The sequence below is a fragment of the Brevibacillus sp. IT-7CA2 genome (genome assembly GCF_949767855.1).
Lineage (GTDB): Bacteria > Bacillota > Bacilli > Brevibacillales > Brevibacillaceae > Brevibacillus.
The window spans coordinates 1-24,906 of the sequence record NZ_CATKQT010000017.1 but is presented as its reverse complement, the minus strand read 5'-3'; the positions used below and the strand labels follow the sequence as shown (position 1 = coordinate 24,906).

At 46.0% G+C, this 24,906-nt stretch carries 32 protein-coding genes; all 32 read right to left on the bottom strand.

Annotated features, from left to right (window positions below; all coding sequences use genetic code 11):
- Window positions 1–18: 18 nt before the first annotated feature.
- The 32 genes from ACM6JA_RS12270 to ACM6JA_RS12115 all read right to left on the bottom strand — a co-directional run bounded on the left by ACM6JA_RS12270 (window position 19) and on the right by ACM6JA_RS12115 (window position 24,685).
- Window positions 19–936: an NlpC/P60 family protein gene (locus ACM6JA_RS12270; RefSeq protein ID WP_414852515.1), complete on the bottom strand. Its 918-nt coding sequence runs from the start codon at window positions 934–936 to the stop codon at window positions 19–21.
- A gap of 1 nt (window position 937) precedes the next feature.
- Window positions 938–2,032 carry a dipeptide epimerase gene (locus ACM6JA_RS12265; protein ID WP_414852514.1) on the bottom strand — a complete coding sequence of 365 codons (1,095 nt, stop codon included), beginning with the start codon at window positions 2,030–2,032 and terminating at the stop codon, window positions 938–940.
- 151 nt (window positions 2,033–2,183) lie between these two features.
- On the bottom strand, window positions 2,184–3,842 hold the full coding sequence (locus ACM6JA_RS12260; RefSeq protein ID WP_414852513.1) for a peptide ABC transporter substrate-binding protein: 1,659 nt from the start codon (window positions 3,840–3,842) through the stop codon (window positions 2,184–2,186).
- A 118-nt stretch (window positions 3,843–3,960) separates the two neighbouring features.
- A complete protein-coding gene (locus ACM6JA_RS12255; RefSeq protein WP_414852512.1) occupies window positions 3,961–4,986 on the bottom strand; it encodes an ABC transporter ATP-binding protein in 1,026 nt (341 codons plus the stop codon).
- Between the two features lie 5 nt (window positions 4,987–4,991).
- A complete protein-coding gene (locus tag ACM6JA_RS12250; RefSeq protein ID WP_369751232.1) occupies window positions 4,992–5,879 on the bottom strand; it encodes an ABC transporter permease in 888 nt (295 codons plus the stop codon).
- A 26-nt stretch (window positions 5,880–5,905) separates the two neighbouring features.
- Window positions 5,906–6,844, bottom strand: a complete 939-nt coding sequence (locus tag ACM6JA_RS12245) for an ABC transporter permease (protein WP_007725204.1) — start codon at window positions 6,842–6,844, stop codon at window positions 5,906–5,908.
- Between the two features lie 163 nt (window positions 6,845–7,007).
- On the bottom strand, window positions 7,008–7,349 hold the full coding sequence (locus tag ACM6JA_RS12240) for a DUF3870 domain-containing protein (protein WP_414852511.1): 342 nt from the start codon (window positions 7,347–7,349) through the stop codon (window positions 7,008–7,010).
- 137 nt (window positions 7,350–7,486) lie between these two features.
- Window positions 7,487–8,050 carry a hypothetical protein gene (locus ACM6JA_RS12235; protein WP_414852510.1) on the bottom strand — a complete coding sequence of 188 codons (564 nt, stop codon included), beginning with the start codon at window positions 8,048–8,050 and terminating at the stop codon, window positions 7,487–7,489.
- Between the two features lie 55 nt (window positions 8,051–8,105).
- Window positions 8,106–8,522 carry a hypothetical protein gene (locus tag ACM6JA_RS12230; RefSeq protein ID WP_414852509.1) on the bottom strand — a complete coding sequence of 139 codons (417 nt, stop codon included), beginning with the start codon at window positions 8,520–8,522 and terminating at the stop codon, window positions 8,106–8,108.
- Window positions 8,522–8,674, bottom strand: a complete 153-nt coding sequence (locus ACM6JA_RS12225) for a hypothetical protein (protein WP_007725191.1) — start codon at window positions 8,672–8,674, stop codon at window positions 8,522–8,524. Before ACM6JA_RS12225 ends, ACM6JA_RS12230 begins: the two co-directional genes overlap by 1 nt.
- A 3-nt stretch (window positions 8,675–8,677) precedes the next feature.
- Window positions 8,678–9,085, bottom strand: coding sequence for a hypothetical protein (locus ACM6JA_RS12220; RefSeq protein ID WP_173621230.1), 408 nt, complete (start codon window positions 9,083–9,085; stop codon window positions 8,678–8,680).
- A gap of 24 nt (window positions 9,086–9,109) precedes the next feature.
- Window positions 9,110–9,253, bottom strand: coding sequence for a hypothetical protein (locus tag ACM6JA_RS12215; protein WP_414852508.1), 144 nt, complete (start codon window positions 9,251–9,253; stop codon window positions 9,110–9,112).
- Complete coding sequence (locus tag ACM6JA_RS12210) at window positions 9,253–9,456, bottom strand: hypothetical protein (protein ID WP_007725184.1); 204 nt, start codon at window positions 9,454–9,456, stop codon at window positions 9,253–9,255. Before ACM6JA_RS12210 ends, ACM6JA_RS12215 begins: the two co-directional genes overlap by 1 nt.
- Before the next feature lie 29 nt (window positions 9,457–9,485).
- Entirely contained in the window at window positions 9,486–9,632 is a 147-nt protein-coding gene (locus ACM6JA_RS12205) for a hypothetical protein (protein ID WP_007725181.1), read from the bottom strand.
- A 13-nt stretch (window positions 9,633–9,645) separates the two neighbouring features.
- Window positions 9,646–10,485, bottom strand: a complete 840-nt coding sequence (locus ACM6JA_RS12200) for a hypothetical protein (protein WP_414852507.1) — start codon at window positions 10,483–10,485, stop codon at window positions 9,646–9,648.
- Window positions 10,485–11,384 (bottom strand): hypothetical protein, encoded by a 900-nt coding sequence (locus ACM6JA_RS12195; RefSeq protein ID WP_414852506.1) that lies wholly within the window; start codon window positions 11,382–11,384, stop codon window positions 10,485–10,487. Before ACM6JA_RS12195 ends, ACM6JA_RS12200 begins: the two co-directional genes overlap by 1 nt.
- Window positions 11,381–12,733 (bottom strand): ATPase, T2SS/T4P/T4SS family, encoded by a 1,353-nt coding sequence (locus tag ACM6JA_RS12190; protein WP_414852505.1) that lies wholly within the window; start codon window positions 12,731–12,733, stop codon window positions 11,381–11,383. The genes ACM6JA_RS12195 and ACM6JA_RS12190 overlap by 4 nt, the downstream gene beginning before the upstream one ends.
- Window positions 12,733–13,851 carry a hypothetical protein gene (locus tag ACM6JA_RS12185; protein ID WP_414852504.1) on the bottom strand — a complete coding sequence of 373 codons (1,119 nt, stop codon included), beginning with the start codon at window positions 13,849–13,851 and terminating at the stop codon, window positions 12,733–12,735. Before ACM6JA_RS12185 ends, ACM6JA_RS12190 begins: the two co-directional genes overlap by 1 nt.
- Window positions 13,848–14,636, bottom strand: coding sequence for an SAF domain-containing protein (locus ACM6JA_RS12180; protein WP_007725165.1), 789 nt, complete (start codon window positions 14,634–14,636; stop codon window positions 13,848–13,850). The genes ACM6JA_RS12185 and ACM6JA_RS12180 overlap by 4 nt, the downstream gene beginning before the upstream one ends.
- On the bottom strand, window positions 14,633–15,511 hold the full coding sequence (locus ACM6JA_RS12175; RefSeq protein WP_414852503.1) for a hypothetical protein: 879 nt from the start codon (window positions 15,509–15,511) through the stop codon (window positions 14,633–14,635). Before ACM6JA_RS12175 ends, ACM6JA_RS12180 begins: the two co-directional genes overlap by 4 nt.
- A 2-nt stretch (window positions 15,512–15,513) precedes the next feature.
- Complete coding sequence (locus ACM6JA_RS12170) at window positions 15,514–16,278, bottom strand: hypothetical protein (RefSeq protein ID WP_007725159.1); 765 nt, start codon at window positions 16,276–16,278, stop codon at window positions 15,514–15,516.
- A 148-nt stretch (window positions 16,279–16,426) separates the two neighbouring features.
- The gene (locus ACM6JA_RS12165; RefSeq protein WP_017246987.1) at window positions 16,427–16,705 is read right to left on the bottom strand and encodes a hypothetical protein; all 279 of its coding nucleotides are present in this window, start codon (window positions 16,703–16,705) and stop codon (window positions 16,427–16,429) included.
- 108 nt (window positions 16,706–16,813) lie between these two features.
- Window positions 16,814–17,431, bottom strand: a complete 618-nt coding sequence (locus tag ACM6JA_RS12160) for a hypothetical protein (protein WP_007725155.1) — start codon at window positions 17,429–17,431, stop codon at window positions 16,814–16,816.
- 97 nt (window positions 17,432–17,528) lie between these two features.
- Window positions 17,529–18,038, bottom strand: a complete 510-nt coding sequence (locus ACM6JA_RS12155; RefSeq protein WP_414852502.1) for a hypothetical protein — start codon at window positions 18,036–18,038, stop codon at window positions 17,529–17,531.
- Complete coding sequence (locus ACM6JA_RS12150; protein ID WP_414852501.1) at window positions 18,035–18,466, bottom strand: TadE/TadG family type IV pilus assembly protein; 432 nt, start codon at window positions 18,464–18,466, stop codon at window positions 18,035–18,037. Before ACM6JA_RS12150 ends, ACM6JA_RS12155 begins: the two co-directional genes overlap by 4 nt.
- Complete coding sequence (locus ACM6JA_RS12145) at window positions 18,463–18,960, bottom strand: A24 family peptidase (RefSeq protein ID WP_414852500.1); 498 nt, start codon at window positions 18,958–18,960, stop codon at window positions 18,463–18,465. Before ACM6JA_RS12145 ends, ACM6JA_RS12150 begins: the two co-directional genes overlap by 4 nt.
- A complete protein-coding gene (locus ACM6JA_RS12140; protein WP_017246982.1) occupies window positions 18,957–19,133 on the bottom strand; it encodes a hypothetical protein in 177 nt (58 codons plus the stop codon). The genes ACM6JA_RS12145 and ACM6JA_RS12140 overlap by 4 nt, the downstream gene beginning before the upstream one ends.
- A gap of 90 nt (window positions 19,134–19,223) precedes the next feature.
- On the bottom strand, window positions 19,224–20,138 hold the full coding sequence (locus tag ACM6JA_RS12135; protein ID WP_414852499.1) for a type II secretion system F family protein: 915 nt from the start codon (window positions 20,136–20,138) through the stop codon (window positions 19,224–19,226).
- Between the two features lie 11 nt (window positions 20,139–20,149).
- A complete protein-coding gene (locus ACM6JA_RS12130; protein ID WP_414852498.1) occupies window positions 20,150–21,046 on the bottom strand; it encodes a type II secretion system F family protein in 897 nt (298 codons plus the stop codon).
- Window positions 21,047–21,057: 11 nt separating this feature from the next.
- Window positions 21,058–22,545 carry a CpaF family protein gene (locus ACM6JA_RS12125; protein ID WP_414852497.1) on the bottom strand — a complete coding sequence of 496 codons (1,488 nt, stop codon included), beginning with the start codon at window positions 22,543–22,545 and terminating at the stop codon, window positions 21,058–21,060.
- A gap of 11 nt (window positions 22,546–22,556) precedes the next feature.
- Entirely contained in the window at window positions 22,557–23,960 is a 1,404-nt protein-coding gene (locus ACM6JA_RS12120) for an AAA family ATPase (protein ID WP_414852496.1), read from the bottom strand.
- A complete protein-coding gene (locus ACM6JA_RS12115) occupies window positions 23,957–24,685 on the bottom strand; it encodes a Flp pilus assembly protein CpaB (RefSeq protein WP_414852495.1) in 729 nt (242 codons plus the stop codon). The genes ACM6JA_RS12120 and ACM6JA_RS12115 overlap by 4 nt, the downstream gene beginning before the upstream one ends.
- Between the last annotated feature and the right edge of the window lie 221 nt (window positions 24,686–24,906).

Sequence of the window (24,906 nt, the reverse complement as noted above, 5' to 3'; positions counted from 1 at the left end):
CTCCTCCCCGTTATCCGTTTACCAGTATCGTCTGGAGACGCAATGTTCCTTTTCGAGCTTGTAGCCATCCAGCTTGACGATCTCGATGACGCTTCGTGAATCCGGAGAATGAATCATTTCGCCATTCCCCATGTAAATGCCCACGTGATGGACTCTGCCTTTCCCCTCTTCATGGGCAAAAAACAGCAGATCGCCCGGAAGCAAAGCTTCTTTTTCCACGAGTTGTCCGGCTTTTGCCTGATCAGATGCATCACGCGGAATCTGGAGACCGACAGATCGGTGCATGTTGTACGCAAATCCCGAGCAGTCATACCCGTAAGAGGACATGCCGCCCCATAAATAATGCAGGTTGAGGAATCGCTTACCTGCTTCTACGATTGCCTCTCCGCGATTACCGGAAAGCTCGATGGGCTCGTTTGCTTTCACGATTTGGACATCTGCTTTTAGCAAAAGTCCTGTGCCGTTCGGTGTCGCTACCGTTACCCAGTCCGCGGTTTCCTCGATCAGCGGCAGTTTGGTCAAAAACGCAAGCTCCATGTCTGGTTTTTGGTCAGGTGTATGTAGACGGGTAAACGCCGCCGTGACCATCGCCAGCTTTTGGCCTTGCTGTACCTCAAAGGCATCTGACCACGGTGCTAGCTGACGAGACGGAATCCAGCCCGGATAGCCTGTTGCGTTCTTGTTCGTAGTCTGATCAGGAATCAGAATTTGTGACCATTCCCCTTGCTCCTCGACTACCTCTACGCGCGTACCGTACAACGCTTGTGTTTGAATCGCGTTATTGTCGTAAAAACCAAGCTTCTCCTCAACAGTAAGGGAAGCGAGCCAGCTTCGTGCATCTACCGGCGATTGGAGTGCCACTTGGTCAATATCACGCGGCGACTCCGGCTTGGTCCACACAGTGGCGACAGAAACAGAAACAATGGCAGTTTTCATCTTAGTTCTCCCCCTCCCACAGGCTGACGGAACGAATACCGAGCCCAGACTCTTCTGGCATGCGCATCAAGCGTCCCTCGTACGTTACGCCACCTTCTATGCCATCGTGCAAAAGCATCAACGGAGCATCGAAATCAAAGCGGGTGATGTTCTTCTTACTAGCTGCAAAATGAGCTGCTGCTGATACAGCCAGACGCGATTCGATCATGCTGCCAACCATGCATGGAATACCGTACTCTTCAGCCAATTGGTTGATCAATTGTGCTTTGTAAATGCCGCCAGCCTTCATCAGCTTGATATTAATCATGTCAGCCGCACGGTTTTGCAAAACCTGCAGGGCCTGTGCTGGTGAAAACACACTCTCGTCAGCCATGATTGGCGTATCGACCGAATCTGTTACCCGCTTCAAACCTTCCAGATCATGCGCTTTTACAGGCTGCTCAATGAGTTCGATGCCAAGACCCATGTCCTCCATTTTGCGAATGGATTGCACCGCTTCTTTTACATTCCATCCCTGGTTGGCATCAAGACGAATCTTCACCTGATTTCCCACGGATTTGCGAATTTCCTGGATGCGCAAAATATCATCCTCGATATTGTCCTTGCCGACCTTGATTTTCAGTACGTTAAAGCCTTGCTTGAGATAGGCAGCCGCATCCTCACCCATTTCTTTCGGGGAGTTCACGCTGACGGTATAGTCAGTTTCCAATTGGTCACGGTACCCACCCAGGAATTGATACAACGGCATTCCTGCGCGCTGAGAAATGAGGTCGTACAACGCAATGTCAACCGCTGCCTTCGCACTCGTATTTCCTACCATGGATTGATGCAAGGTTTGGAAAACTCGTTCATAGGCAAGCAAATTCAAGCCGATGAGCTGAGGTCTCATCGTATTCATAATTGCCGACTCGATGCTCTCGATGCTGTCTCCAGTAATGACGACAGTAGCCGAAGCTTCGCCCCACCCGACCATACCGTTGTCGCAGGTGATTTTCACTAAAATGGACTCCAGACTGTGCACCGTACGCAAAGCGGTTTTAAAAGGCTTTTTCAATGGAACAAATATTCGTTTTACTTCGATGGCTTGAATAATCATGTTTTCCTCCATCTTCTCCAGTACTCGTGCTTTCTTTAGCTGTGTTTTTTCTAATAGACATACTAAATTATAGCACTATTAAAAATTCTGGCAAAAAAGGGGGGAGAGTCATTCCATCCGCCTAAAATGACTTCTCCCAACTCACTCTTTCTTACTTCACGACAGCTTTTCTCAGGTCTGTATAGCTCAGTGAAGAGCTTTGAATACCACTCACCTTGTCGCTTGAGAGCAAGGAAGTGTTGTAGAAATAAAGTGGTGCGATTGGCGCTTCATCCAACAAAAGTTTTTCTGCGTCATGGAGCAGCTTCAGACGTTTTGCATCGTCTGGCTCCTTGTATGAGTCTTGGATCAGCTTGTCGAATTGCGCATTGCTCCAGCCCGTACGATTGCTTGCTGCCTTCGATTGGAAAATGTCGAGGAAGTTGATCGCATCACCGAAGTCAGGCAACCAGGAAGAACGAGCAATTTGATACTGCAATTGCTTTTGCATATCCGTCAAAACTTTTCCTTCTACTTTTTGCAGCTTCACATCTACGCCCAGCGTCTGCTTCCACATTTCTTGCGCGGCTTGTGCCGTTTTTTCGTTAGCCGTTCCGCTGCGGTACGTGAGTGTAACCTCTGGCAGCTTTGTGTAGCCTTTTTCTTTCATTCCTTGTTCCAGGAGCTTCTTCGCTTCATCTGGGTTGAAGTTCACCAATTCTCCGCCTACCTCACGGAATTGTCCTTCACCGTTGGCATCAGGCAAACCAAAAGATACGAAGCCTGTTCCCGGTTTTTGTTGACGCATCAGCACCAGATCCACCAGCGTTTGACGATCAATCGCCAAGCTAAAGGCTTTACGAATATTGGCGTTATCAAATGGCTCCTTCGTTACGTTGAAACGATAGAACTCTGTACCTGCTCCATCACGCACGAATACTTTGCCTTCTTTGAACAATTGGTCTGCCATGTCTGCAGGAACGGTTGTCGTTCTGTGCAGCTCTTCGTTCGTAAACATTTGATACTCGGTATTCTCGTCATCAATCATTTTCCAAACGGCACCAGGCAAAGTTACGTTTGCTGCATCCCAGTACGTATCGCTCTTCATTATTTTCAGTTCACTGTCATGTGCCCACTCTGTCAGCTTGAATGGTCCGTTTCCAACAAAGCTTGCTGCTTCTGCCGCCCATTTCGGATCTTTTTCTACAGTTGCTTTGTGTACAGGGAAGAAAGCTGGGTTGGATGCCAACAGGAGCGTCCAGGAAGCTGGCTGAGCGAGCACGACCTCTAGTGTTTTGTCGTCCAACGCTTTTACTTTTACGCCATCCGCCGGTCCTTTACCACTGTTATAGGCCTCCGCTCCCTCAATAATATACGCGAGGGATGCCGCCGGAGATGCCAGTGCAGGATCAAGCATGCGTTTCCACGCGAATTCGAAGTCCTGAGCCTTTACCGGTTCACCATTGGACCATTTATTGTCACGCAGAGTAAAGGTGTAGGTTTTTCCATCCACGGAGACTTTCCATTCGGAGGCGGCCGCTGGTTGAGGCTTTTGATTTTCGTCCAGGCGAGTCAAGCCTTCCATCAAGTTGTTCAAAATGTTATAAGACGGCTCATCGAAGCCAATCGGCGGGTCCAATGACGTCGGTTCCTTGATATTATTCAGCAACAGGAGTTTTGCCGCTTGATCGCCCGGCGTCGGAGCGTTTGGCTGAGCCGTGTTGCCTGGTGCAGGCTCACTCGGTGCAGCTGGTTGACCCGATGTACATCCAGCCATGAGCATGGACACACCCAGCGTAGCCGTCAGCAACAATGTTGATAGTTTTTTCACTGTTTCTTCCCCCTTATTTTTTTGTTTTTGTATGACGTAAAAGGATAGCGCCGTCAGACGACACCCTCTTTTACACAAATGAAAGCCGGGCTTGACCACTGCCCTCGACAGCTATGAATCAGGTCCCTGTTGGCGGCTGCATCGACGCCAGCAACTTCTTCGCCCGCGGGTCCTGCAACCAACAGGAAACTGCGTGTTTGCTATGGACATGGGTCTCCGTAGGCTGGTAATTCCGACATACTTCCAACGCGTAGTCACAGCGCGCAGCGAATGCACAGCCAATTGGCGGGCTGAACAAATCCGGGGGTGTTCCAGGTATGGGGCTGAGCGGAATAGAGCGATCCGCATCCAAACGTGGCATCGATGCCAGCAAGCCTTTGGTGTAGGGATGCTGCGGATTGTAAAAAATGTCGCGAACAGGTCCGGACTCTACCACCTTTCCGGCATACATGACATTGACCCGATCCGCAATCTTGGCAACGACTCCCAAATCATGTGTGATAATAATGATCGAGACTCCCGTCTTTTGTTGAATGCTTTTGAACAGCTCGATGATTTGCGCCTGAATCGTCACATCCAATGCTGTCGTTGGCTCATCCGCAATCAAAATGGATGGCTTACAGACAAGCGCAATCGCAATCATGATCCGTTGGCGCATCCCGCCACTGAACTGATGGAGGTACTGCTTGAGACGACTTTCTGGATTGGCGATCCCGACCAAAGTGAGAATTTCAATCGCTTGCCGCTTGGCTTCGCTTCTGGTGACCTTTTGATGGCGAACGATTCCTTCCATAATCTGCTCACCAATCGTAATTGTCGGGTTGAGCGACGTCATCGCATCTTGAAAGATCATGGAGATTTCTTTCCCACGCAGCTCGCGCATTTTCTTTTCTGGCAGCTTTGCCAGGTCCTGCCCTTTAAAATGAATGCTTCCACCCGCGATTTTTCCGATATGCTCCGGGATCAGACGCATGATGCTCCTTGCAGTCACGCTCTTCCCGCATCCGGATTCACCAACAATCGCCAGTGTCTCCCCTTTGTTCAAGGTAAAGTTCACGTCCCGAACAGCGTTCACTTCACCGCCATGCGTCTTGAATGTGACCCGAAGCCCACTGACTTCCAGCAGCTTTTCCGTTTTATCCATGTTGCCTACCTCCTTGACTTCGGATCGAACGCATCGCGCAAGCCATCACCGAGCACGTTGAACGCGAGCATCGTCAGCGAGATGAGGAAAGCAGGGAAAAAGAGCCGCCACCAATGACCGGACAAAATGGTGGGGAGTCCATCGTTAGCCATCACTCCCCAGCTAGCCATTGGCGCCTGAATACCGAGACCGAGGAAGCTCAGAAATGCCTCTGCAAAAATCGCAGATGGAACAGATAACGTGACATAGACAATGATGATACCAATTGTGTTGGGCAGCAGGTGCTTGCGAATGATATAGAAAGGCTTTGCCCCCATTGTTTTTGCTGCCAGAACGTACTCCGAGTTTTTCATTTGCAGGACCTGACCGCGCACAGTCCGGGCCATCCCGATCCAACCGGTCGCACTTAACGCGATAATAATGGTTAAAAGTCCGGGCCCCATGACGACCATCAGCAAAATCACAACCAACAAATAAGGAAGTCCGTACAAAATGTCCACGAAGCGCATCATGATATTGTCGATTCGCCCGCCCAAATATCCGGCAATTCCTCCATACAAGACACCAATGAAAAAATCGATAAGGGCTGCCGTCAAACCGACAAACAGGGAGATACGTGCACCATACCAAACACGCGTGAACACATCGCGGCCAAAATCATCGGTACCAAACCAGTTCGCTTCCGATGGCGGTTTGTTTTTCATAATAATCGACTGTTTGGCGTATTCATGACCAGAGATCATCGGTCCAATCGTAGCCATAACCCCAAGCAAGATAATAACCACCAACCCCATCAGGGCCAGCTTGTTTCCTCGGAGGCGAAGCCAAGCTTCTTGCCAAAACGTTAGTTGAGGTCGCACAATCGCTTCCGCATTGAGGTTGTCTTTTCGCATGGGGATAAATAAATCATCAGAAACGATCATCCTTCGCTCTCCTTTCGATGCAGCTTAATTCGTGGATCAATGATGCCGTACAGTACATCGACGACAAACATCAGGAAAATCAAAAGTGCGCTATAGAAGACTGTCGTTCCCATAATGACGGAATAGTCACGGTTATTAATGCCAGCGACGAAGTATTTCCCCATCCCAGGAATCGCAAATATTTTTTCAATCACAAAGCTTCCCGTTAATACGTTGGCAATCAGTGCGCCTAAAAGCGTGACGACTGGCAAAATCGCATTACGCAGTGCGTGCTTCAACACGATCGTCGCCGGAGACAGCCCTTTTGCGCGAGCGGTTTCAATATATTCCTGGGTCAACACTTCCAGCATGTTTGTACGCGTCAAACGAGCGATAATCGCAATCGGACCAAATGCCAATGCAAGCGCTGGCATAATCACATGCTGCCAAGACCCCCACGTTGCAGTCGGCAACAGCTTCCACTCGACCGCCAAATATTTGATTAATAAGGAAGCGACCACAAAGCTGGGAACAGATATCCCGATAACAGCAATAATCATGGCAAGGTAATCAATGAGACGGTTATGTCGTAGCGCGGCGATCACACCAAGCGCGATACCAGTGATAATCGCAAAGACGACAGAAATCAGACCGAGTTGAAAAGAAACGGGGAATCCACGGGCGATCATTTTGTTGACCGTATCCGAGCTGTTGGCAATCGATGGCCCAAGGTCAAACTGCACCAGCTTTTGCAAGTACAGCCCGTATTGGACGAGTAGTGGCTTATCCAGGTTGTAGTAGGCATTGAGGTTCGCAGCAACCGCTTCGTTTAATGCCTTTCCTTCTTTTTCAAAAGGAGATCCTGGAACGGCATGCATTAGGAAAAAGGTGAGGGTAATGATGAGCCATAAAGTCACGATCATGGAGATAAATCTGCGGAAGACAAAAGATAGCAAGGACTCTCCTCCTTTTCATCAAAAATCCGTAGAACCATGTTGGTGGCAGGGACGGAACTCTCGTAATAAGCAAAAAACCCAGCAAATGCACGCGATCATGGCATTTGCTGGGTTTTACTTACGTGTATGCCGTGCATACGAATAAATAAAGCAGCGGGTGTATTCATTTGGTGACTATGGCTTTATTTCTCGTGGAAACTGCTTGTTTGTACTTCTTTTGCGCGTCCTTGAACGCTGCGATCAATGTTTTTTGGGAAGATCCAAAATACCGAAAGCGAATCTCTTCGCCAATTTCCTCCGACGCCATAATTGAATGACCGATAAAGATCGACCGAGCAAAGTCAGACGTCAGTTGGACCGTGGAGGAACAGGCCGCATCTACGATCTTGTCGTTGGAAGTATCGACAACCAATCCGATAAAAAAAGCGCTGAACTGCTGTGTAATCGGATTGTTCGAAGAGGACTGTGCATCGCCTACGATATAAATGGTATCTTTATCAAACAAATCAATAACCCCACTTTTACTATGCTTAACGGACCGGCAAACGGGATGTTCGGAGAGCGACTTCCTCACAATCGCTAGCTGGGTAAGCACTTTCCTACATAGTACCAGAAGAATTTGCAATTTGTAAATAAGTCTGACTAATCTTTCAGTTCTTCAACAGATACGACTGGAAACGAATGCGACGGCAGCATCGGCAGAAACGGTCGCTCATCGATGTAGGCAACTACGACATGGGATGGACCGACCATTGTTTTCGGTGCGAGCTGTAGTTCCTCGCCACGCTCGGTTACGACGGTAATCTTCAGCATTCCGCCTCCCGGACGAGCCGGCCCTTTCGTTGCTCGCTCTGTCACGAGAGTTGTCCCATTGTACTGTAAGCGTAATTGGAGGTCATTACGCCACGAGCGGAAATCCACATAATAGCGCGAGAAAGGAATGGGATCAGTGGTCACACTGTCTGCTTGAGGGACGAACATGGCTAGCTCACGACGGTAGCCACCATTCTCGTACATTCTGTCATCAAAACGTTCAAGAGCCTCGTCTTCAAGCAGATCAATCACACCCTCTGTTTTCAATACAGGATCAACAGCAAAGGTGGCGTGATGATTAGACAACTCCAAGAGTATCTTCACTTCTGTTTTTTTCTGCATGGCGATGTCTGCATCTACAATAAACATACCTACCAGCAAAAAGAACAGCATCGTAGAAATGGATAAGATGTTTATACCCGTAACGATAGCCTCCTAACGGGAGCTTTTACAGATCGTAGTCCATGATGTTAACTGTGCCTATTCTTTGGACTTGCAAGGAATCAGCTGGCATTGGAATCCATGAGGTAAAGCGGGGGTATGGAATTGCCAGCTCCACAACAAACTCATCTTCGTGGCTCCATAGGACGGGATCAAGTGAACGAGTGCGAGTGACACTGACAGACAGCTCCTTATCTGGAATGGAGAACTTTTTCTCTCTCAGCTCCCGAGCAATCAATGCCCGAACCTCTTTTTGTAAGTTGGCTTCACTCGTTCCCCCGTGGTTGCTGACGTATTTCGTAGCGGCCGCGCTCACTTCCAATAATTCGTTTCTGGCCTGAACGACCGTATGTACCTGTAAAAGTCCTAATGGAACGAGTAGCATAACCATAATGTTCAGAATCACAGCGATTAATTGACCCATTATCCTGTACCAAAACGCGTTACTTCAGCGAGCAAATCACCGAAAAACTGCGTACATGCCGAAAGGAGATTTTGCGGACCGGTGAGAAGCAAACCTACCGTCAAAGGCAAAACAATAGCCATTACAGCCAAAATGCTAATCATTTTATTCATGCACTACCACCCTGGATCAAAGTATTCGGACGGCCGGCTTCCCGTAAAGGAAAAGGATGTATCCCCCTCCACAAATTTGTGCAGCCATTGGGTCACTTTTGAAGGTTGGATGGTAACCGACAAGGTAATCGCCTCCTGCCGCTCTTTGCGAGCTCGCTCGCTCTCGGTTCGAGGCCAGCTCCCAGCAAACACATCCCCTGTCACTTCCCAACCTAGTTCTTTCATTTTAAGGAGATAGTAATCTGCTAACGTAGGCTCCAAATACCCGATGTCCTGCATATCATCCAATAAGTCAGCATAGATTCCACGGGCAATCGCCCTTTCCATTGCGTACAAGTGGTAAGCTCCCAATGCAGAAGTAATCAATAGAAGGACCAGTAAACAAATAAGAAAGACTTTTGCTTTTACCATCGTTTTAGAAACGCCAGCTCCTCTTTAATGGAAGATGACCGTCGCTGCCCGATACACCCTTTCCTGTTGTGTCTGTTTAAGCTGCTCCTCTGGCTGGAGATTCCAAAGCACCGCGCACAAGCTCCCTACCATAATCGAAATGATGAGAAGAACGTGGATGTGCAGCATCAGTTTGACGACGTATAGGATGTGCCGTTTTGCATCCTGAAGTTGATGTTTTCATTTCGGGTATCGTAGTTCAGCGATGTGATGGATTGGTTAATGCTCTCGGCCGAATCGTTTGCCGCAGGGCTTAACTCATTGCCATAGCTGCTGACACCAATCCCTAACACCATGACGCATGCTAAAAATATAAAAAACATTTTCGACATCTCGAATTTCTCCTTTTCTCATACATGATTTAAGGTATGGCTTTGTCGATCCATCCAACTGCTCGATCTCTCAGCCCGTCCTCTCTTACTACCGATGTGTTTATTTCGGACAAACTAGAAACGATTATTCCTAAAGAGAAAACGATGCACATGATGATAGATAATAGCTTGGTCATGAGTTGCTCCTCCTCAGGTCAAATATTTATCCAGAATTTCTGTAAGCAGCTTATACCAAGGAAACATAGCTACCAATAACCCCATGTAAAATGCCGGGTAGACAATGACCGTGTAGCCAATCCCCAAAGATTTTATCTTTTTTCGATGACGGAACATTCTTCGGTGGTCGACAGCCCACTCCATTCGTTGCATAGTTGCACTTACTTGTCCTTCGCTCAGCGTCTCAATTGTACGCATGCTCGATACGAGGATAATTCCGTCGTCGACGCCAATTTTTCGTTTAAAGCTCTCAAGTGCCTCATTAGGGTCTCTGTTCCAATCAGATAAAGTAGGGATATACTCTTTTAGCTTTCTAGTAGGTCTTGCTGCCTTGACCATGGCATTGTAAATGGGCACCTGATTTTCTAGAAGGGTCACATAGCGATTGATAAATCTGGCGATATCTGTGCTCAGCATATCTTCCCTGTGATTTGCCCACATCTTCAAGCCCATGTACGGAAGCATGTAACTCCCGGCAGATGCCAGGCACATCGACAGAAGTGGAAATGATTCCATTCGGCTTAAGACGACCCACATAAGAATCAGGATGCAAACGGCACTTCCAGTCAACAATTGCAGAAACACCCACTCTGGTTTTCCCCATCCAAAAGGCCTTCCTGCTCGTGATAGTAACTGTTCCCATTTGTCGTCTTCGTCAGGCTTGAGTGCCTGCTCCCACTTTCCCCACCACACCCCGGAAACAAACAGCTTCGGCTTTTGCTTGTGAAACAAATACTTCCCGATCATAAACGTTGCACTAAAAACAAATAGAGCGCCTAATCCAAGGTAGGTATACATGATTAGCATTGGCATTAGCGATATCTCCTTCCCCAAATAAACGCCAACAGGATCGAAAAGGTCCACACAGTCGTCGCAATCGCTAATATGGCTTGTCCATCTGGCGTGTAGAAATAGAGACGATAGGAATCTTGAAGCAATCCTTGATTGTAGGGGATCAAACAAATACAAATGGCAATAACGATAAGCAAACTGATCCAAATGGAGTATATTTCACTATCACGCTCATGCTTTTCATCTTGTTGTACAAACATCTCATTCGTTAACCGATTTAGAGGTGATTGAATATCTTCTGTTTCTCCTTCCAAACCGCTGGAAATATACGTTGCAAAATCAAAAGCCCACGGATGGTCCAGTCTCTGCGCAAATTGTTCTACTGCCGCAACCGAGTTTCCCCCACCCGAAAGGTTATTGTTCAGCAGAAGGAGGTCAGGCAATAACTCTTTGGGGCATTCCTCTATCATTTCGCGAAAGGTAAGGACGATGTTTTTGCGACTGTTATAGTAACGGGCAAACAATTCTACGAAACGACAGAATGAGCTGATTTTTTTATTCATTTGGACGGTATAGCGTGCGTATAGAATCAGTGTTGGCAGCAAGAGGAATAAGAGAAAAAGCGACAAGGATACAATCATATTTCCTAGCAAAATACCTGAGATGAATCCCGCTATCCCGCCAATCATGGATAGTATTAAGTACCCTTCTGGTGTACCTCCCACGATTTGACACCAACGCTCAAAGCGTTCATACATCATGCGCCGGGTAGAATGCCTTAAAAATTTCTCTCTCCATACCTCAACTGTGCGCGGGAAGAACACGCGTGGACTTCTCCATCCCTTATACAGGTGTAAGCCGAGAAACAGAAAGCCAGAGAAGAGACATAGAAACACCGGGAAAAGAAATGTGTAAATCATAGCTGTCTGCCTACATCGGTAAGACGTAGCTCTTTCAACACTTCAATGTCTGCTTTGCCGACGTAACACATGTATTCAACTAAATATGGGCTCAGTTGATTTCCCGTCCATTCATAAGCTCCCGTCTGCATGTTGCGACCTACGAGGGGAATAGATTCGACTCGGTTAAAAGATGAATTCCACTCCGTTGTATGAATGGCATCAATAAAACGGTGACCACTGTTGCGGTATGTAAGCGAATTGACAAAATTGACTGCCCTGCTAATCCGCTCCTGGGTCAGCTCGACACTCCGCCCTCCGTATTGATACACAAGATCGGTCAAATCATGTAGCGCTCTATGAGCAAATCGTTCGTGCATCGCTCCGATTGTTGCGTCCGTCCCTCTGATTCCGGCATTTATAAAATGGTACGCTTCTATCGGCTCGCGAATTTCTCCAATCAAAATTGTATTTGCGGTTGACCTGTACATGTCTTTGAAGCAATGCCCTAATTCAATGCCGATTTCCTCCACGTTTTGGAGTTCAATCACTTCACCTGGCCAAATATCACCGAATCGCATTTCGTGTTCACTTTCAAAGATTGTGATATATTCTGTCCGAGGGTCCTTCAGCTTCATCATACACATCATCAGCGTTGTTTTCCCTGCAGCCATCGGTCCAATAACCAGTACATTGCTGCGTCCGTACACTTGCTGTTCCATTAGCCATTGAATTCTTTCGTCGAAAGCTGGCTGTTGCTGTGTACGAAGTTGGTCGAGTGAAAAAGTAGGCGTTGTAAATCGTCTAACCAGAATGGTCGGTACTCTGGAATAAGGGAAAGTGAACATAGTCAGTCTCGCTTTTAGTGAATGTAAGTATCCGCTCAATCTAGGTTTTTTCTCGTTAAAAGATAGACCCGCTGTATTGGTCAACTTTTGTTGAAGAGTTTCAACCTCTTTCCAGCTTGGTGTGTAAGAGAGAAATTTTTTGACCCCTTGCTCCAAGTAGGCAATGTTGCGGTTTGCAGAAATTCGCACTTCCTCTACCCACGGAGACAAATGGAGGACGGCATCGAGTATGCCCCACCCGTATGTAGAAAAGGTGAGACCTTCGTAACCATTGACATGCGGCAAAATTTGTTCGGTTACTGGTCGTTGGAGGACTTCCTCAAAATAATGCTGCAAGCGAAGAATAATATGGTTGTGACTATCACGATTTCCCTGTTCTGCCAAAGCGAGAATTCGTTGCATCTCTAGCTTCTCTTCTCGAGTTTTGCCAAAATGATTTAAATAATCTCTTGCTGCTTGTTTAATGTCCTCGATTGTTTGGATGTCGGATCCAACTGGTTGTTCTCGTTCTATCCCTCTCATCAGCAAATCACCGCACTTTTATCCATATATTGTGCCTTAGCAATTTCCTTCAAACTGCTGATGTACGATTTGGGAGCGAAAAACTCTTCTATTAATACACTGCAGCTCTGATGAGATTGATTGAGCCTGCTCTCCGAAATGCGTGGTACTACACCGTAGACCGAAACATCCTCCCCGATTCGAAAGGGTTGCCCAGGATCTAAATGACTGAGCAGAACCTCGCATTTCACTCCTCTTTCTCTCCAGTTGTGCAACCACTCTCTGGCACTATCGATACTAAAGGGATCAGCTCTCACGAATAAAAGATTGCGGTCAACGGTATGAAGCAACCGCTGTAGAGTCTCAGACTCAGGAAAGCAGTAACCCCAATCGACGTATACATAGTCAAATTGCATGCGAAACACACGAATTAGATTGCTTAATTCTGAGCTTTTCCATTTGCTAGCAGCATGTGCGTAATACAAATTTGGCAAGTGCTCGCTCTGTTTGCAGACATTGCTCCAGTTACGCTTGGCAGTTGTTTGTATATCGATAAAGTCAGGACGAAATAAAGATAATTGATGTTGTTGGAGCTTGAAGAAACGTGTTAGATCCGGCTTGGCGTCATTCATATCAAGTACGACAATGCGCTTTTCAGGATGCTGTCTCGCTAGGATGACGGGATAATTAATACAAAAGGTAGTAATTCCAGAAGCTCCGTAGCTCAATAAAGCGTAAACGAGCCCTTTTTCTTTTGACGATCCGATATCTGCACACTCTTGCACAAAGCCTAGAATCAGACTGATTTGATGGCGTATTTCTTCTTGTGATAAATGGGCCGATAACAGGTATACGTGCTCTAGCCCGGACTCCTCCGCTACCTTCTCAATCATCTTCTCATCCCGATAGAGAGGAACAATAATTAACGGTGAGTTTGGTGGGAGTTGTGCTTTCAGGGCCGGAAGCCATTCCCAAACGGGAGAGTTGAACATTTCGGAAAAGATCACGGTAGCTTCTGGCATATAAAGCTGCACAAGCCGTGAAAACTCCTCCGCCGACTCAGCTAGCAGCACATCACTGTAAACAGGCATATACGTCTTGGCGAGTGACTTCATCGGATAACAAACCAAAATTTTCATGACGCTTGCTCCTTTGAACCCATGATATGACCTACCTGAAGCATCCCATATGACATTGCCTCGCTTACTATCACATACTCCTCGTCTGTCAAATTAAAGCCGATAAAAGCAGGTAGTGCTGTTGGCTGGACCCGGTAGTCACGATATCGTTTTTCGCCATTCTGCAACGGCTTTTCTCGTGATCCATGAAAGATGGAATCCATCTGATCAGGAGATGGCAACAAGCTCGGCTTTAATGTATAGATCTCAATACCATTACTGTCCCTCACGCTTGCAAGCTGACTTTCAAATAACAAATCTGCCGTATCATTGGTTTTTCGAAAATGCAGTGGTGCAGGATAGTCTTGCAGCTCCGAGAGATTCTTGTATTTGACCCAAATTTTCACATGATCACCTTTGCGTAATTCCGTTAAAGGATGAATGGATAGTAGGGGGAACTCGTAGCGCGCCTCCCCTTTTTCCGGTAAAAGCTGCGAATCTGTCAGCTTTTCCACTAATAATTGCTCGCCTTCGTATATAGTCTGCGTGCTCCTTTTCCCCAAAACGGTATCCAAATCACGCGCTGAACCTGGAAGAATTTCATCCACTTCTTCCTGTACAAGTATCACATCATCTTGTGTAATCGGCTCGAAGGCTGATATTTCTTTCCCTGCAGCTACCTTTACAACTGGGGCAAAAAGCTTTTCTGCAGCCATCGCATCAATATATTGAGTCGCCGCATAAAAGGACGACCCTGCTAGCAGAAACGAAATTAAGCAAATGACAAGCAATGTTTGCTTCTTCATAACATCCTTCCTTTATAAGCATAGATCAATGACTGAAACTCAATCTCTTCCTCCGGGAAAATCTCCAATAGTAGATTGGCTTTGGCGCTGGCCATTGCTGTTTTCTCTCCATCCATCAACGGAATCATGTCAGTTACCTGTGTAGCTCCAGGCTGCTGATCCCATAGGGAGAGCGTTCCTTCTACTTTTTTCATGATGCTTGTTCGAGACAATTGGCTATTCCACTTGTTTGCTATCATTTTTATTTTTCTTCTTTCTGTCTTCCACCAAGCAGGGGCTGGATCTACCAGGAACAAACGGGTAAGTCTAGCCAAATCTGCATCAAATACTACCCATATTTCGTCGGCATGCTCAAAAATTTGTTTGGAGTGGATATCATTCCAGTAGGAAGAAACATCAATGACAACAATGGGACTATCCTTACAAATCCGTAGTAACCAATTGGCTGTATCTGTTTGAGAAGATTCGTGCTGAAGTTGTGCTGGGGATTCTATCTGGATGCGAAGATGGTTATTCTGCATGAGGAGCGATGGTGTAGGAGAATCTCTTACTTGTTGTCGAACTCTACGTTCAAAATCAAGTGCAAAATAATAATAGGAAGTCACTTTTGGTAACTCGCAAAGGGTGACAGGAATGCCTTTACCTGACCATGCATACGCTAGGTTACTTGCAAGAAAACTAGCTCCAGCCTGTGCGTACAAACTCATAACAGCAATACATTTACGCTGATACGACTCCTGTTGCTCAACTATTGGTGGGGAAGCAAGCTTTTCTTTAAGCACTCTCCATTGCCGCTCTTCCTCAATAGACTGTGAAAACTCCTGCTGCTCCAAATCACGGAACCTGGAGACAAAGCGGCTCATTTGGTGAAACATGATTATCCCACCTGGGAATCATTTGATTTATTTTTACTGGCAATGTATTTCTCAAATTTCTCAACCATCTCTCGAACAGTGAGGGACTTGCGATGATAATAGTATATTTTGCGCAGTCGCTCTCGTTCCTGAGCTGTCATTTCTGGTCTCACTTTCATAGCTAGCTCGATTAACAGAGCGAGTTCGACGTTGTTAGGTCTTCCTCTTCTCGGTGGATTAGCAAATAGCTCCTGCTGCTTTTTATTAAATGCGTTTGGGTACTCTACCAGCCACATGTCCACCAACGTTTCAATATCTTCATGTGTACGTACACCGAGCTTCATCAAGTATTTAAAATATGTGGGGATGGGACGCTCACGTATCTGCCCATTTTGCCAACGGGCAAGGAATCCATTTGGCATAGTTAGGTGCTTGGTTACGTCTCGGATGAGTGCTATCCGATTTGGCGATTGGTATTGAACGACTGCTTCCTTTACTAGCGTAAACAAAATGTCATGATAATTGACGCCTTTATACCCGCTTCCATACTCTGTGATGTACCATTCCTCAACTGCTCGATCAAAATCTCTCCGGCAATTCGATAATTGAAGCTGATTCAGATGCTCATAAAACTCTTCCAGATCATACTGAACCATAAACTCTTCCTGGTAATCTCCAAAAACAAAAGCAATAAAGGATTCCTTAAACTCTTCCAATGACAACAATGTCAGCTTGTTTGTCTCCTCATAGCAGCGGTTGACTAATTCGATTGCACTCTTTGCCAACACGTCAAAATACCCCCATTTTCCTTTTAATAGAGCGATAGATATTCTCCAACAGCATTCTCGACTCGTTGAATCTTATTTAGCCTGATAAACCAGGCATTTCGCTTTATGGGTCGCCTCACACGCACCCGTGCAAGGCGATTAAGAGAACCTACTCCGTTACAAAGTAAAGTTCTTCTCCGGTCGCGAAAAGAAGAGCGATCCTTCCCCCGCGCTCCATGACGGTTGGAGCATTCTCCATTACAATCAGTCCGTCATTGAGTACTACTCTGTCTCCAAATCGATGTACGGATTCGATCTGGAAAGCTCCCTGCGGAACTCTTTCCACTGAAAGATATCTGCCGGGTTTGTGCTTCTGGTAGCGTACTTGTCGCCCTAGAAGCTGCTCCACGGATGCAGAGCATTTCTGGTGAGCCTCTACTGTTGCCATACGCAACGCCTCCTTCTCTCACCTGTAGAGTACGGCCGTTTCATCTGCTTATAAGCCTATGAAACTATCTCTACCGTAAAAAAAGACAGCAGGGTTGTGCAAATATTTTTATAACTCTTCCCAATAAGAGGGATCACTAAGTTCGGGATACATTTCAGTGACCATATCAAATGGTGAAAAGTAGAGTGTATCGACGAGAATTTTTAGTTTATATGTTTTCAGGAGAGTATACGCTCTCTCTGTTTTGCTGAAGATACTTGGCAGTTGACGCAAATCTGCCAGCTTTAGTAGATGCTTACACATATAGTCGACGCATATTTTTGCCCGTTCCTCACCCTTTATGCTCTGAAAATAAGCCGGGGGAAAATGACGTCTTATGCCTGAAAGCACTTCTTGGTAAACCCATAGCACTCGTTGCTCTTCTGAAAGCCGAGGTAAATACGGATAAGCAAATTCTACGAAATAATACACATCCTCAGCCTTTGCCTCGATAGGCGGCTCAATAAATTCTCTTACTAAATGCAGCTTCAATTCTTTTACATCTTGCAAGCTCAATTCACGTCGCGCTTGCTCTGGCGTCCATCTTTTTACATTTTCAATCGCATATCTGACAACCAATTGGACTTTTTGCTTACGGTACTGCACCTCTTCGAACTCATACGGGGAAAAACGCTTTTGCTCTCCGTTAAGAATTCGTTTGTACCGATCGACTATTTTTGAGGGCACTGTCATCTCACTCCTATCCCCATTTCTGGAATATACTACTAAATTACCATGCGGGATTAGGACAAAAATAACAGTACCTTTGTTCAAAATTGTGACTTTATTCATAGACTCCAGACTGGGAGACTCTGTTCATTTTTACAAAAAGCTCATCCCAAAATACAGGTATATTCTTTTCAACCTTTACTTCTAAATGATAGATTCCTTGCAAGTACAAATAAGGCCGTTCACCTTTTTGGTGAATGATAGAGACCTCTTCACTTGTCCCCTCCAGATTCGACCTGTTTAATCTCCAAAGAATCCCCGCTTCTTCTCGTGCCCCGCGAATGATATCCGCATCACGCCGTTCAGCTTCTTCTGTTGTCGCAAACAATCTGATTTGCTTATCACCGTTTGAATCCACGTACTCCCATTTTCCAGCCGCACGCGCTCCCTTGGTAATCAGATCGGCTGTATGTTGCATCCTCATTTTTAGATAATCTGTCTGCTCCAAAAATAACAGGATAGAGAGCAGGCTGCCCAAGCAGAAGAGAAAGAAGAGCACAGTAATCATTGTTGCCCCACGCTCTTCCTTCACTCGAAACAAAAAATGGTGCAACAGATCATTCATTGCTTCTCCTCCGCATTTTCAACCATCATGTGATAGCTTTCGGTTATCTCGTATAATTCCCCCGTAGCGAGAAGCCTAAATGATACTGTTGCTTCAGCTTTTACATGACTGCCTTTTCTCCAGCCGTTACCATCAAGCTCCAACTGCACATCTTTGTGAAGGACTCCGATACCTTGTGCTAATTCCGATGTGCCTCGCTGTTTCGCATGGAATTTGGCCAAACCGAAATTGGGCTGCACTGCAGCAATTCTTCCTGCCTCATACGCAGCCGCCAATGCCTTTTGCTTGTTGTACATCATGCTGAATTGGTCAAAGGAGAATACGATCAAGATCCAAACTAAAGGAAACACCAAAATAAACTCAATCATTTGGCTGCCTCGCTCATCTTTCACCCTCGTACGTATCACTCGTCCCATGCGTGTGATCATCCGCTTGCTCCGATGACATCTTGTACGGATTGGAACACAAAAGCACCCAGCAAATATACCGCGTAGGGGAATGAACAGGCTGTTCTTTCCCTGCCTGGAAACCATACTTGTCGATGAGCCGACCATCCGGCTGCCATGATTTGAAGATTGTTGCGTAAACGAGCCCAATTTTGCGGATAGAACACCATAACAATCAGGCACAAAATGATGGAATGCAAAAACAAAGAATACACCACACTCCAGCTCGTCCAAGCACCAACAGCCATTAGCAACTTTTGATCCCCCATCCCCATCCCTTTTAAGAATACGGGACCAACTGTCAACAAAAAGGCTCCTGTCACACCTAACAATGCTCCAGCTAATAATTCACCTTCCCACTGATACCATAAGCCGACAGCAATCGATGGAAAAACAAGAGTATTCGGTATTTTTCTTTGTCTCCAATCCATCCATGCTGCCATTCCTAACACGCCTAGCAAGACTACGTTTGTCATTTGCTTATTTTTTCTTGCAGTTCCTTCAGCTTCTCGTCTTCGGCAGTGCCTAGCTGTGTCAGTGTCGGAATAAGCACAATCAAGATGACGGCAATGATAATGACCATTTCCACGATCGTAACACCGTCCTCCTCATACCAAAAACGCTTGACGTAATCTGCGATGGCTCCCATTCCATTCACTCCTCATTGAGATTTTGGTTCTATTTTCACTCTGCCAAAAGACAGTGCCTCTCGCAAAAATATTTACACGCGCTTATTTTTCTACAAGCTTTCTCCGATGCCGATGAATGCAGGACCCATCACCAAGAACAACAACGGTAGGCCCATTAACAAAATGACAAAAGGCAATAACCTGATATTTAACCGATTCATATGGGTAGCAGCCTCGTCTTCTTGTTGTCTCACTTGCTCCTCTACTTGGACAGACAACATTTGTGATATGCTAACCCCTTTTTTCATCGCCTCGTTCATCTCCAACGCGATGGTAGTCAACGAATCTACCTCCCACCGAAAAGCCAGCTCTTCAAGCGCCTTTCTCCAGTTTCCATGCCTTTTTTCTCCCATTTCTAGGCTCGCAAGCTCTCTGCCAAGTCTTGCATCAAATCGTCTCGCTGTCTGCTTAACAGCCTGCTGCAATGGCATCCCTGCTTCCACCAGTGATTGCACAATGCTGAAAAAAGTAGGAACCTGCTCACGAATTTCAGCTTTTGCCCGCTTGTCCGCCCAATCTAGCAGCATGTTTGGCAACAAGTACAAAAATAAGCTAAACGTTAAGGGAAGCCCATTCAACGTACCGATTTTTTCACCGTTAACCATGCTCATTGCCAATGAAGCTAGAGATGAAGCAATGAAACACATACTGATGAGCCGGAACAAGACAATCTCTGTCAGACTTATATCGATCCCTAGACGCGCCAATGTTTCCTCTATTTTTTTCTTATCGACACCCGTCCATTTGTAGAAATGCTGTAGCAGTACCTGGTTTTTCTCCAAGCCTCGAATCAGTGTCCACCTTTTTCGTCCTTGCTGAAACGATTGCTCAAGCTTTGCCTGTTTCTCAGAATCAATCCTGCCCAAAAGTGTGGAGGAGAATGGTTCTCCCTTACTCACACAAGACGGCAAACCGTACAGAAATATAGCAAAACTCATCACTATACTTATAACGAGAACGAACATTGCACCCTCTCCTATGCTCCCCTGCTTATGCTTTTATGCGCAACATAACGAATTGCTTCTCCCCCAACCAAAATAGAAGCCAAGCTTCCTAAAATCAGAAACCGTCCCCCCATTGTGGCCGTTAGTGGATCGAAATGATTGGGATTGTTCACATACAAAGCAATGACAAAAACAAACGGCATGACACTTAGTAAATTCACTTGTGCAACGATCTGAGCCATAGCTGCTTTTTGTCTACGGAGCGACTGTCGGCGCCGCAATATCGAAGAGGCAGCCAAATCGAGCGTTTTGGCCATATCTCCGCCCATCTCACGTTGAATGTGGACAATGGTCGCTAAATATTTGACATCTGCTGATCCTGTACGTTCAAAGAATCGATTCATTACGTGCTCTAACGGGATTTGTGCCCGCAATAGCTCTACAATACGTCTGTATTCCTCTAATACGATTTCTGATAAAAATGGACTTGCCGCTACCTGTTCAAACGCATGTAAATACGATGGAGAAGTGCGTAAAGAACTGGCCATGAGACGAATCGCTTTTACATTGCCTGCTTCGAAATCGTCCTTTCGACGAGCTCCCCATACACTCACCAACCGTTCGGTAAACATAATCCCTGCCAGTAAAGCAGGCAATGCCATCCACCAAGACTGCAAGATCTGACTACTCACACCAAAGGACGCGATCCCCAATAAAAAAGAGAGGGTCACATACTGGTTTACCCCCCACCCTGAGCGCGATTTCGCCAACCTCTCCTCAAACTGCTTCCAAATCGGTTTTCTTTCCTGTTGGAGCACTTCTACGATTTCGTGCTTCCCTTTCGGTTCTCGCATATAAAATTTGTTGGGCATGATCAATAACAGGATGGCCATCCCCATCCCTACCGCAACAGGTAAGCTAATATCCATACCTTCTCCTCCTATAGAGGTATTGGAGTGGTGAAAAAGACTTGCTCAATCTCCTCTCGTGACAGCCCTTTCTCTAGCCATCGTTTAATAAGTCGCTCTGGGCGATAGCCTGTCCATTTGAAGTGACCCTTTACTCTCCCATTCTCCACCCCAGTTGCTTCGTACACGTAAATATCCTGCAAATACACCCGATCAGGGAGAACCTGTTTAATGTTGCAAGCTCGTTTTATCCATTCTTCATGCGATTGACCCGTCCCCACTACCTCCGTTATCGCAACCACCTTGCGACTGCCATCTTCTTCAAAACGTTTTACTTGAACAATCAGATCCAGTGCTGAACCGATCATTAAATTGCGCTCCTCAGCACTATACCCTTCATCTGCTTTTCCAAATAAAATGGGCAATGTTGAATCGACCAAAGCTCGCGGTGAGTTTGCATGCGCTGTGCTCCAGCTACCAGGGTGATCCGTATTCATCGCCCAAAGCATATCTACGATTTCACCACCTCGTGTCTCACCGACCATAATGACATCCGGCCTTTTTCTCAAGGACAAACGAACACAATCCTTGATCGAAAACCCACCCTTGCCCTCATAATTCGCAGGTTTCGCTAAAAATCTGCGCACAAAAGGATGCTGAAGCTTCATCTCCAAAACGTCCTCGATCGTAATAATACTTAAATGATCAGGAACATACTGAGAGATGAGATTGAGCATGTGTGTCTTGCCTGAGCCTGTTCCTCCACTGACAATGCCAGATGCACGAGATAAACGGACGGCTCTGTTTAAAAAGAGAAGCATCGGCTCGCAAATGGAACCATAACGCAAGTAGTCGAACTCGCTGAATAGCTCACGGTGTTTTCTGATCGTGAGCATATGACCATCGGGAGAAATAGAGCGATGCGTAGCAGCAACCCGGGAACCGTCTGGAAGCTGTGTATGTAACTCTGCTTTTGTTTCATTAAACTCACGCCCCATTGTCGCTGCAATTTGTTCCAATAAGCGCAGCAGCTCCTCCTCATCGCGAAAAACAGCAATGTCCGGCGATTCAAGACGACCAGTACTTTTTCTTTCAATAACGAGATAGTTATAGCAGTGAAAAAGAATCTCTGTGATGTCGTTATCCTCTAATAAAGCATCTAATGGCCCCCAACCGGTCAAAGAATGCAGCAATCGCTTTACTTCTGCTTCCATTTGTATGGATGTCAGTGTGGTTTGCGACTCCAGCAGCATTCGAATATCTGTCGTCAGTTCATCTAAAAAGAGTGGGGACTGCTTTTCCTCCCATAATCGTTTTCCGTATTTCTCGACAATCTGGGTACGTATCGATGTTTCTCTATCTGTCCCGACCCATTTTTCATTCGGCCGCTCGTGATCAGGGGCTTGCATTTTTTCGTGAAGCGTCGAAGGAACTCCTGTCATTCCCCTCCCCGCAGATCGTAATTCTTGTGCTGTGCGGACCTGATTAGAAATGCCTAGTAACTGTTTTTTATCGAACATGACACCCTCCCTTATCCCCATAACCACTTAAAGAGAGATGTTTTCTCTTTTTGTTTCTCTTTTCCAGCAGCCTTCATTTGCTCCCCATCTACGGGGAACAGTGCTTTTCCTAATGTCTCAATGGCTTCCTTGGCCGGAATTCTCCCTGTCTGGAGCATGACTGGCGTTCCGGTGTTAATCGATTTTTTTACTTCCACATCGTCAGGTATTGAGAAGATTTTTTTGCTAGGGTGAAGTTGGAAGTAAGCACGAATTTCATCTAAGGTAAACATTTCTTTCCGCTGCAAACGATTCATGCAAATTTGAATGCGTTCTTCAGGGTACTCTGCTTCTCGCAACAGTTTCAGCAATCGTTGAATATTTTCAATAGAGTCTACCACTGGATTTCCCACCATCACGACATGTTCTGCAAAAAACAGAGCTTGAATCGTTGCATCTGTTGTATCAGGAGCCGTATCGATAAGAATGACGTCGTAGTTGCTTTGTTTTAAAGTTTCGAGAATCAGATATAAATGATAGTCACGAATTTCAAAGCTTTGCCGAATATCACGGGGAGAGGTAAGTACATGCAATCCCGTATCAAGATGAGCAACCACATATTTCTCGATTTGTTGTGGAGATAAAGGCAAGGCTTGTGCGTATTCCTGCCATTCCTCACTGCTAATGGAATACGGGTCTTTTCCTTGACTCTGAATAAACGAATGCAACTGAGCATCAAGATCCTTTACCCACGTAAAAAGATTAGGGGTACGAGGGAGATTCAAAGTAGTCGCAAATGTACCGAGATCAAGATTGAAGTCTACAGCGATTACCCGCAATGGGAGACCTTCGTTTTTTTGCATGGAAAAGAAAATCGCTAGCTCACGAGAAATAAATGTTTTTCCTACGCCACCCTTTGGGCCGTAAACAGTAATAAGCTGTTTGGGACGCGTCATTTCAGGAACTAGTCTATCTGTGATCGGCTCGGAGAATGAAGGCGGTTGGCTCGGATAACCCTTGGATTGTTCCTGGATTACATACTGGTGTTGTTGTGGCGCAGCTTCTGCTACCATGCCTGGAGGCTGTATCATCATGGCCAACGCTTCGATTTGCCCTGATTCAATGGGCTTGGCAATAACCCATAAGCCTAAGTTCCGGAAAAACGGTTCCCACACCAGTTCATTGCTTGAGCAAGCAGCAATAAATGAAAGATGAGGAAAGGCTAGCCGAAACTGCTGACACAACACCCCTCTTTCCGTTCCCTTAATACCACCTAGCAACACCAAATGGGGTTGGTTTGCCTGTAATTTTGCCCACGCCTCTTCCACCCCGATTGCTTCCCCGCACACTTCTATCCATCTACTGTTTATAAGTTGAGCCGTTAACAAGCGAACTGAATCTCGATCATCATCTACTATGAGCAAACGCCTCTTCATTCATGCTCCTCCTTTTGAATACCCCAGCGTGTTTTCGTCTTCATTAACTCTGCAGCGAATTTTGCGTCTCCTACTCCCGGATTTCCCCCATCCTTCACTGCCGCCAAGCCCAATCTGATTTTTCCATAATGAAGTGCGTGTGTTAGCAAGACAGCCTCATCACGTGTCAGGGAGAGAGTAACAGCTACCAAATTGGGATGATCACCTTCCATTTCGCGTTGAACGCCAATGATCGGCATGTTTTGCAATAGGAGTCCAGAATGTGCTCCTGTCTCATCTTCAAAGGAAGCATAGACGTGTACACTTTCTCCACTTGATACATGTGGTGAAACTCCTGCTACATTGTCTACGGGAATGCTCATACCTGTCATTTTTTCTGATATCCCTCCGCTGCCTTGCGCCTTGCTTTTTTGTTCCAAATCACTTTGCAATAATGGTCGGCCTCCCTTCACTTGACGGGTGAATGCTAAACCGACAAGGCTCTGTCCTTCTTCCCATGGAATCAAGCCTGGAATTGGGGCAATGGGTTGTTGAAAGATCCCTCCCAGTCTCAGTGTCAATGGCTCCATATCCCTCGCTTCAAGTAATTGGCCACTTTCTTTTTCCACTGTTGATCGCAATTGTATATAGGTCACTTGATGCGGCTTCAAAATGATGTAGGTCGCTACACCTATACATGTAGCGAAAAGCAATATAGCCAATAATCGTAGCGGATGTATAGACATTTTTTCCCTCCTCTCCATTATTTCTAGCGTAGGGGAGAATAGCGGGACAAAAAAAGAAAACAAAAAAACCGTGCAGAACAAATGCACGGTTACACCTATTACACAAAAAAAGCTGCATTCTCCATTACTTTTTACAAGTAATCGGGAATACAGCTTTTCGTCTTATTCCTTCAAAACTGAATACGCATGATTGCTAAGTGTGTGGATAAGTCCTCGACCGA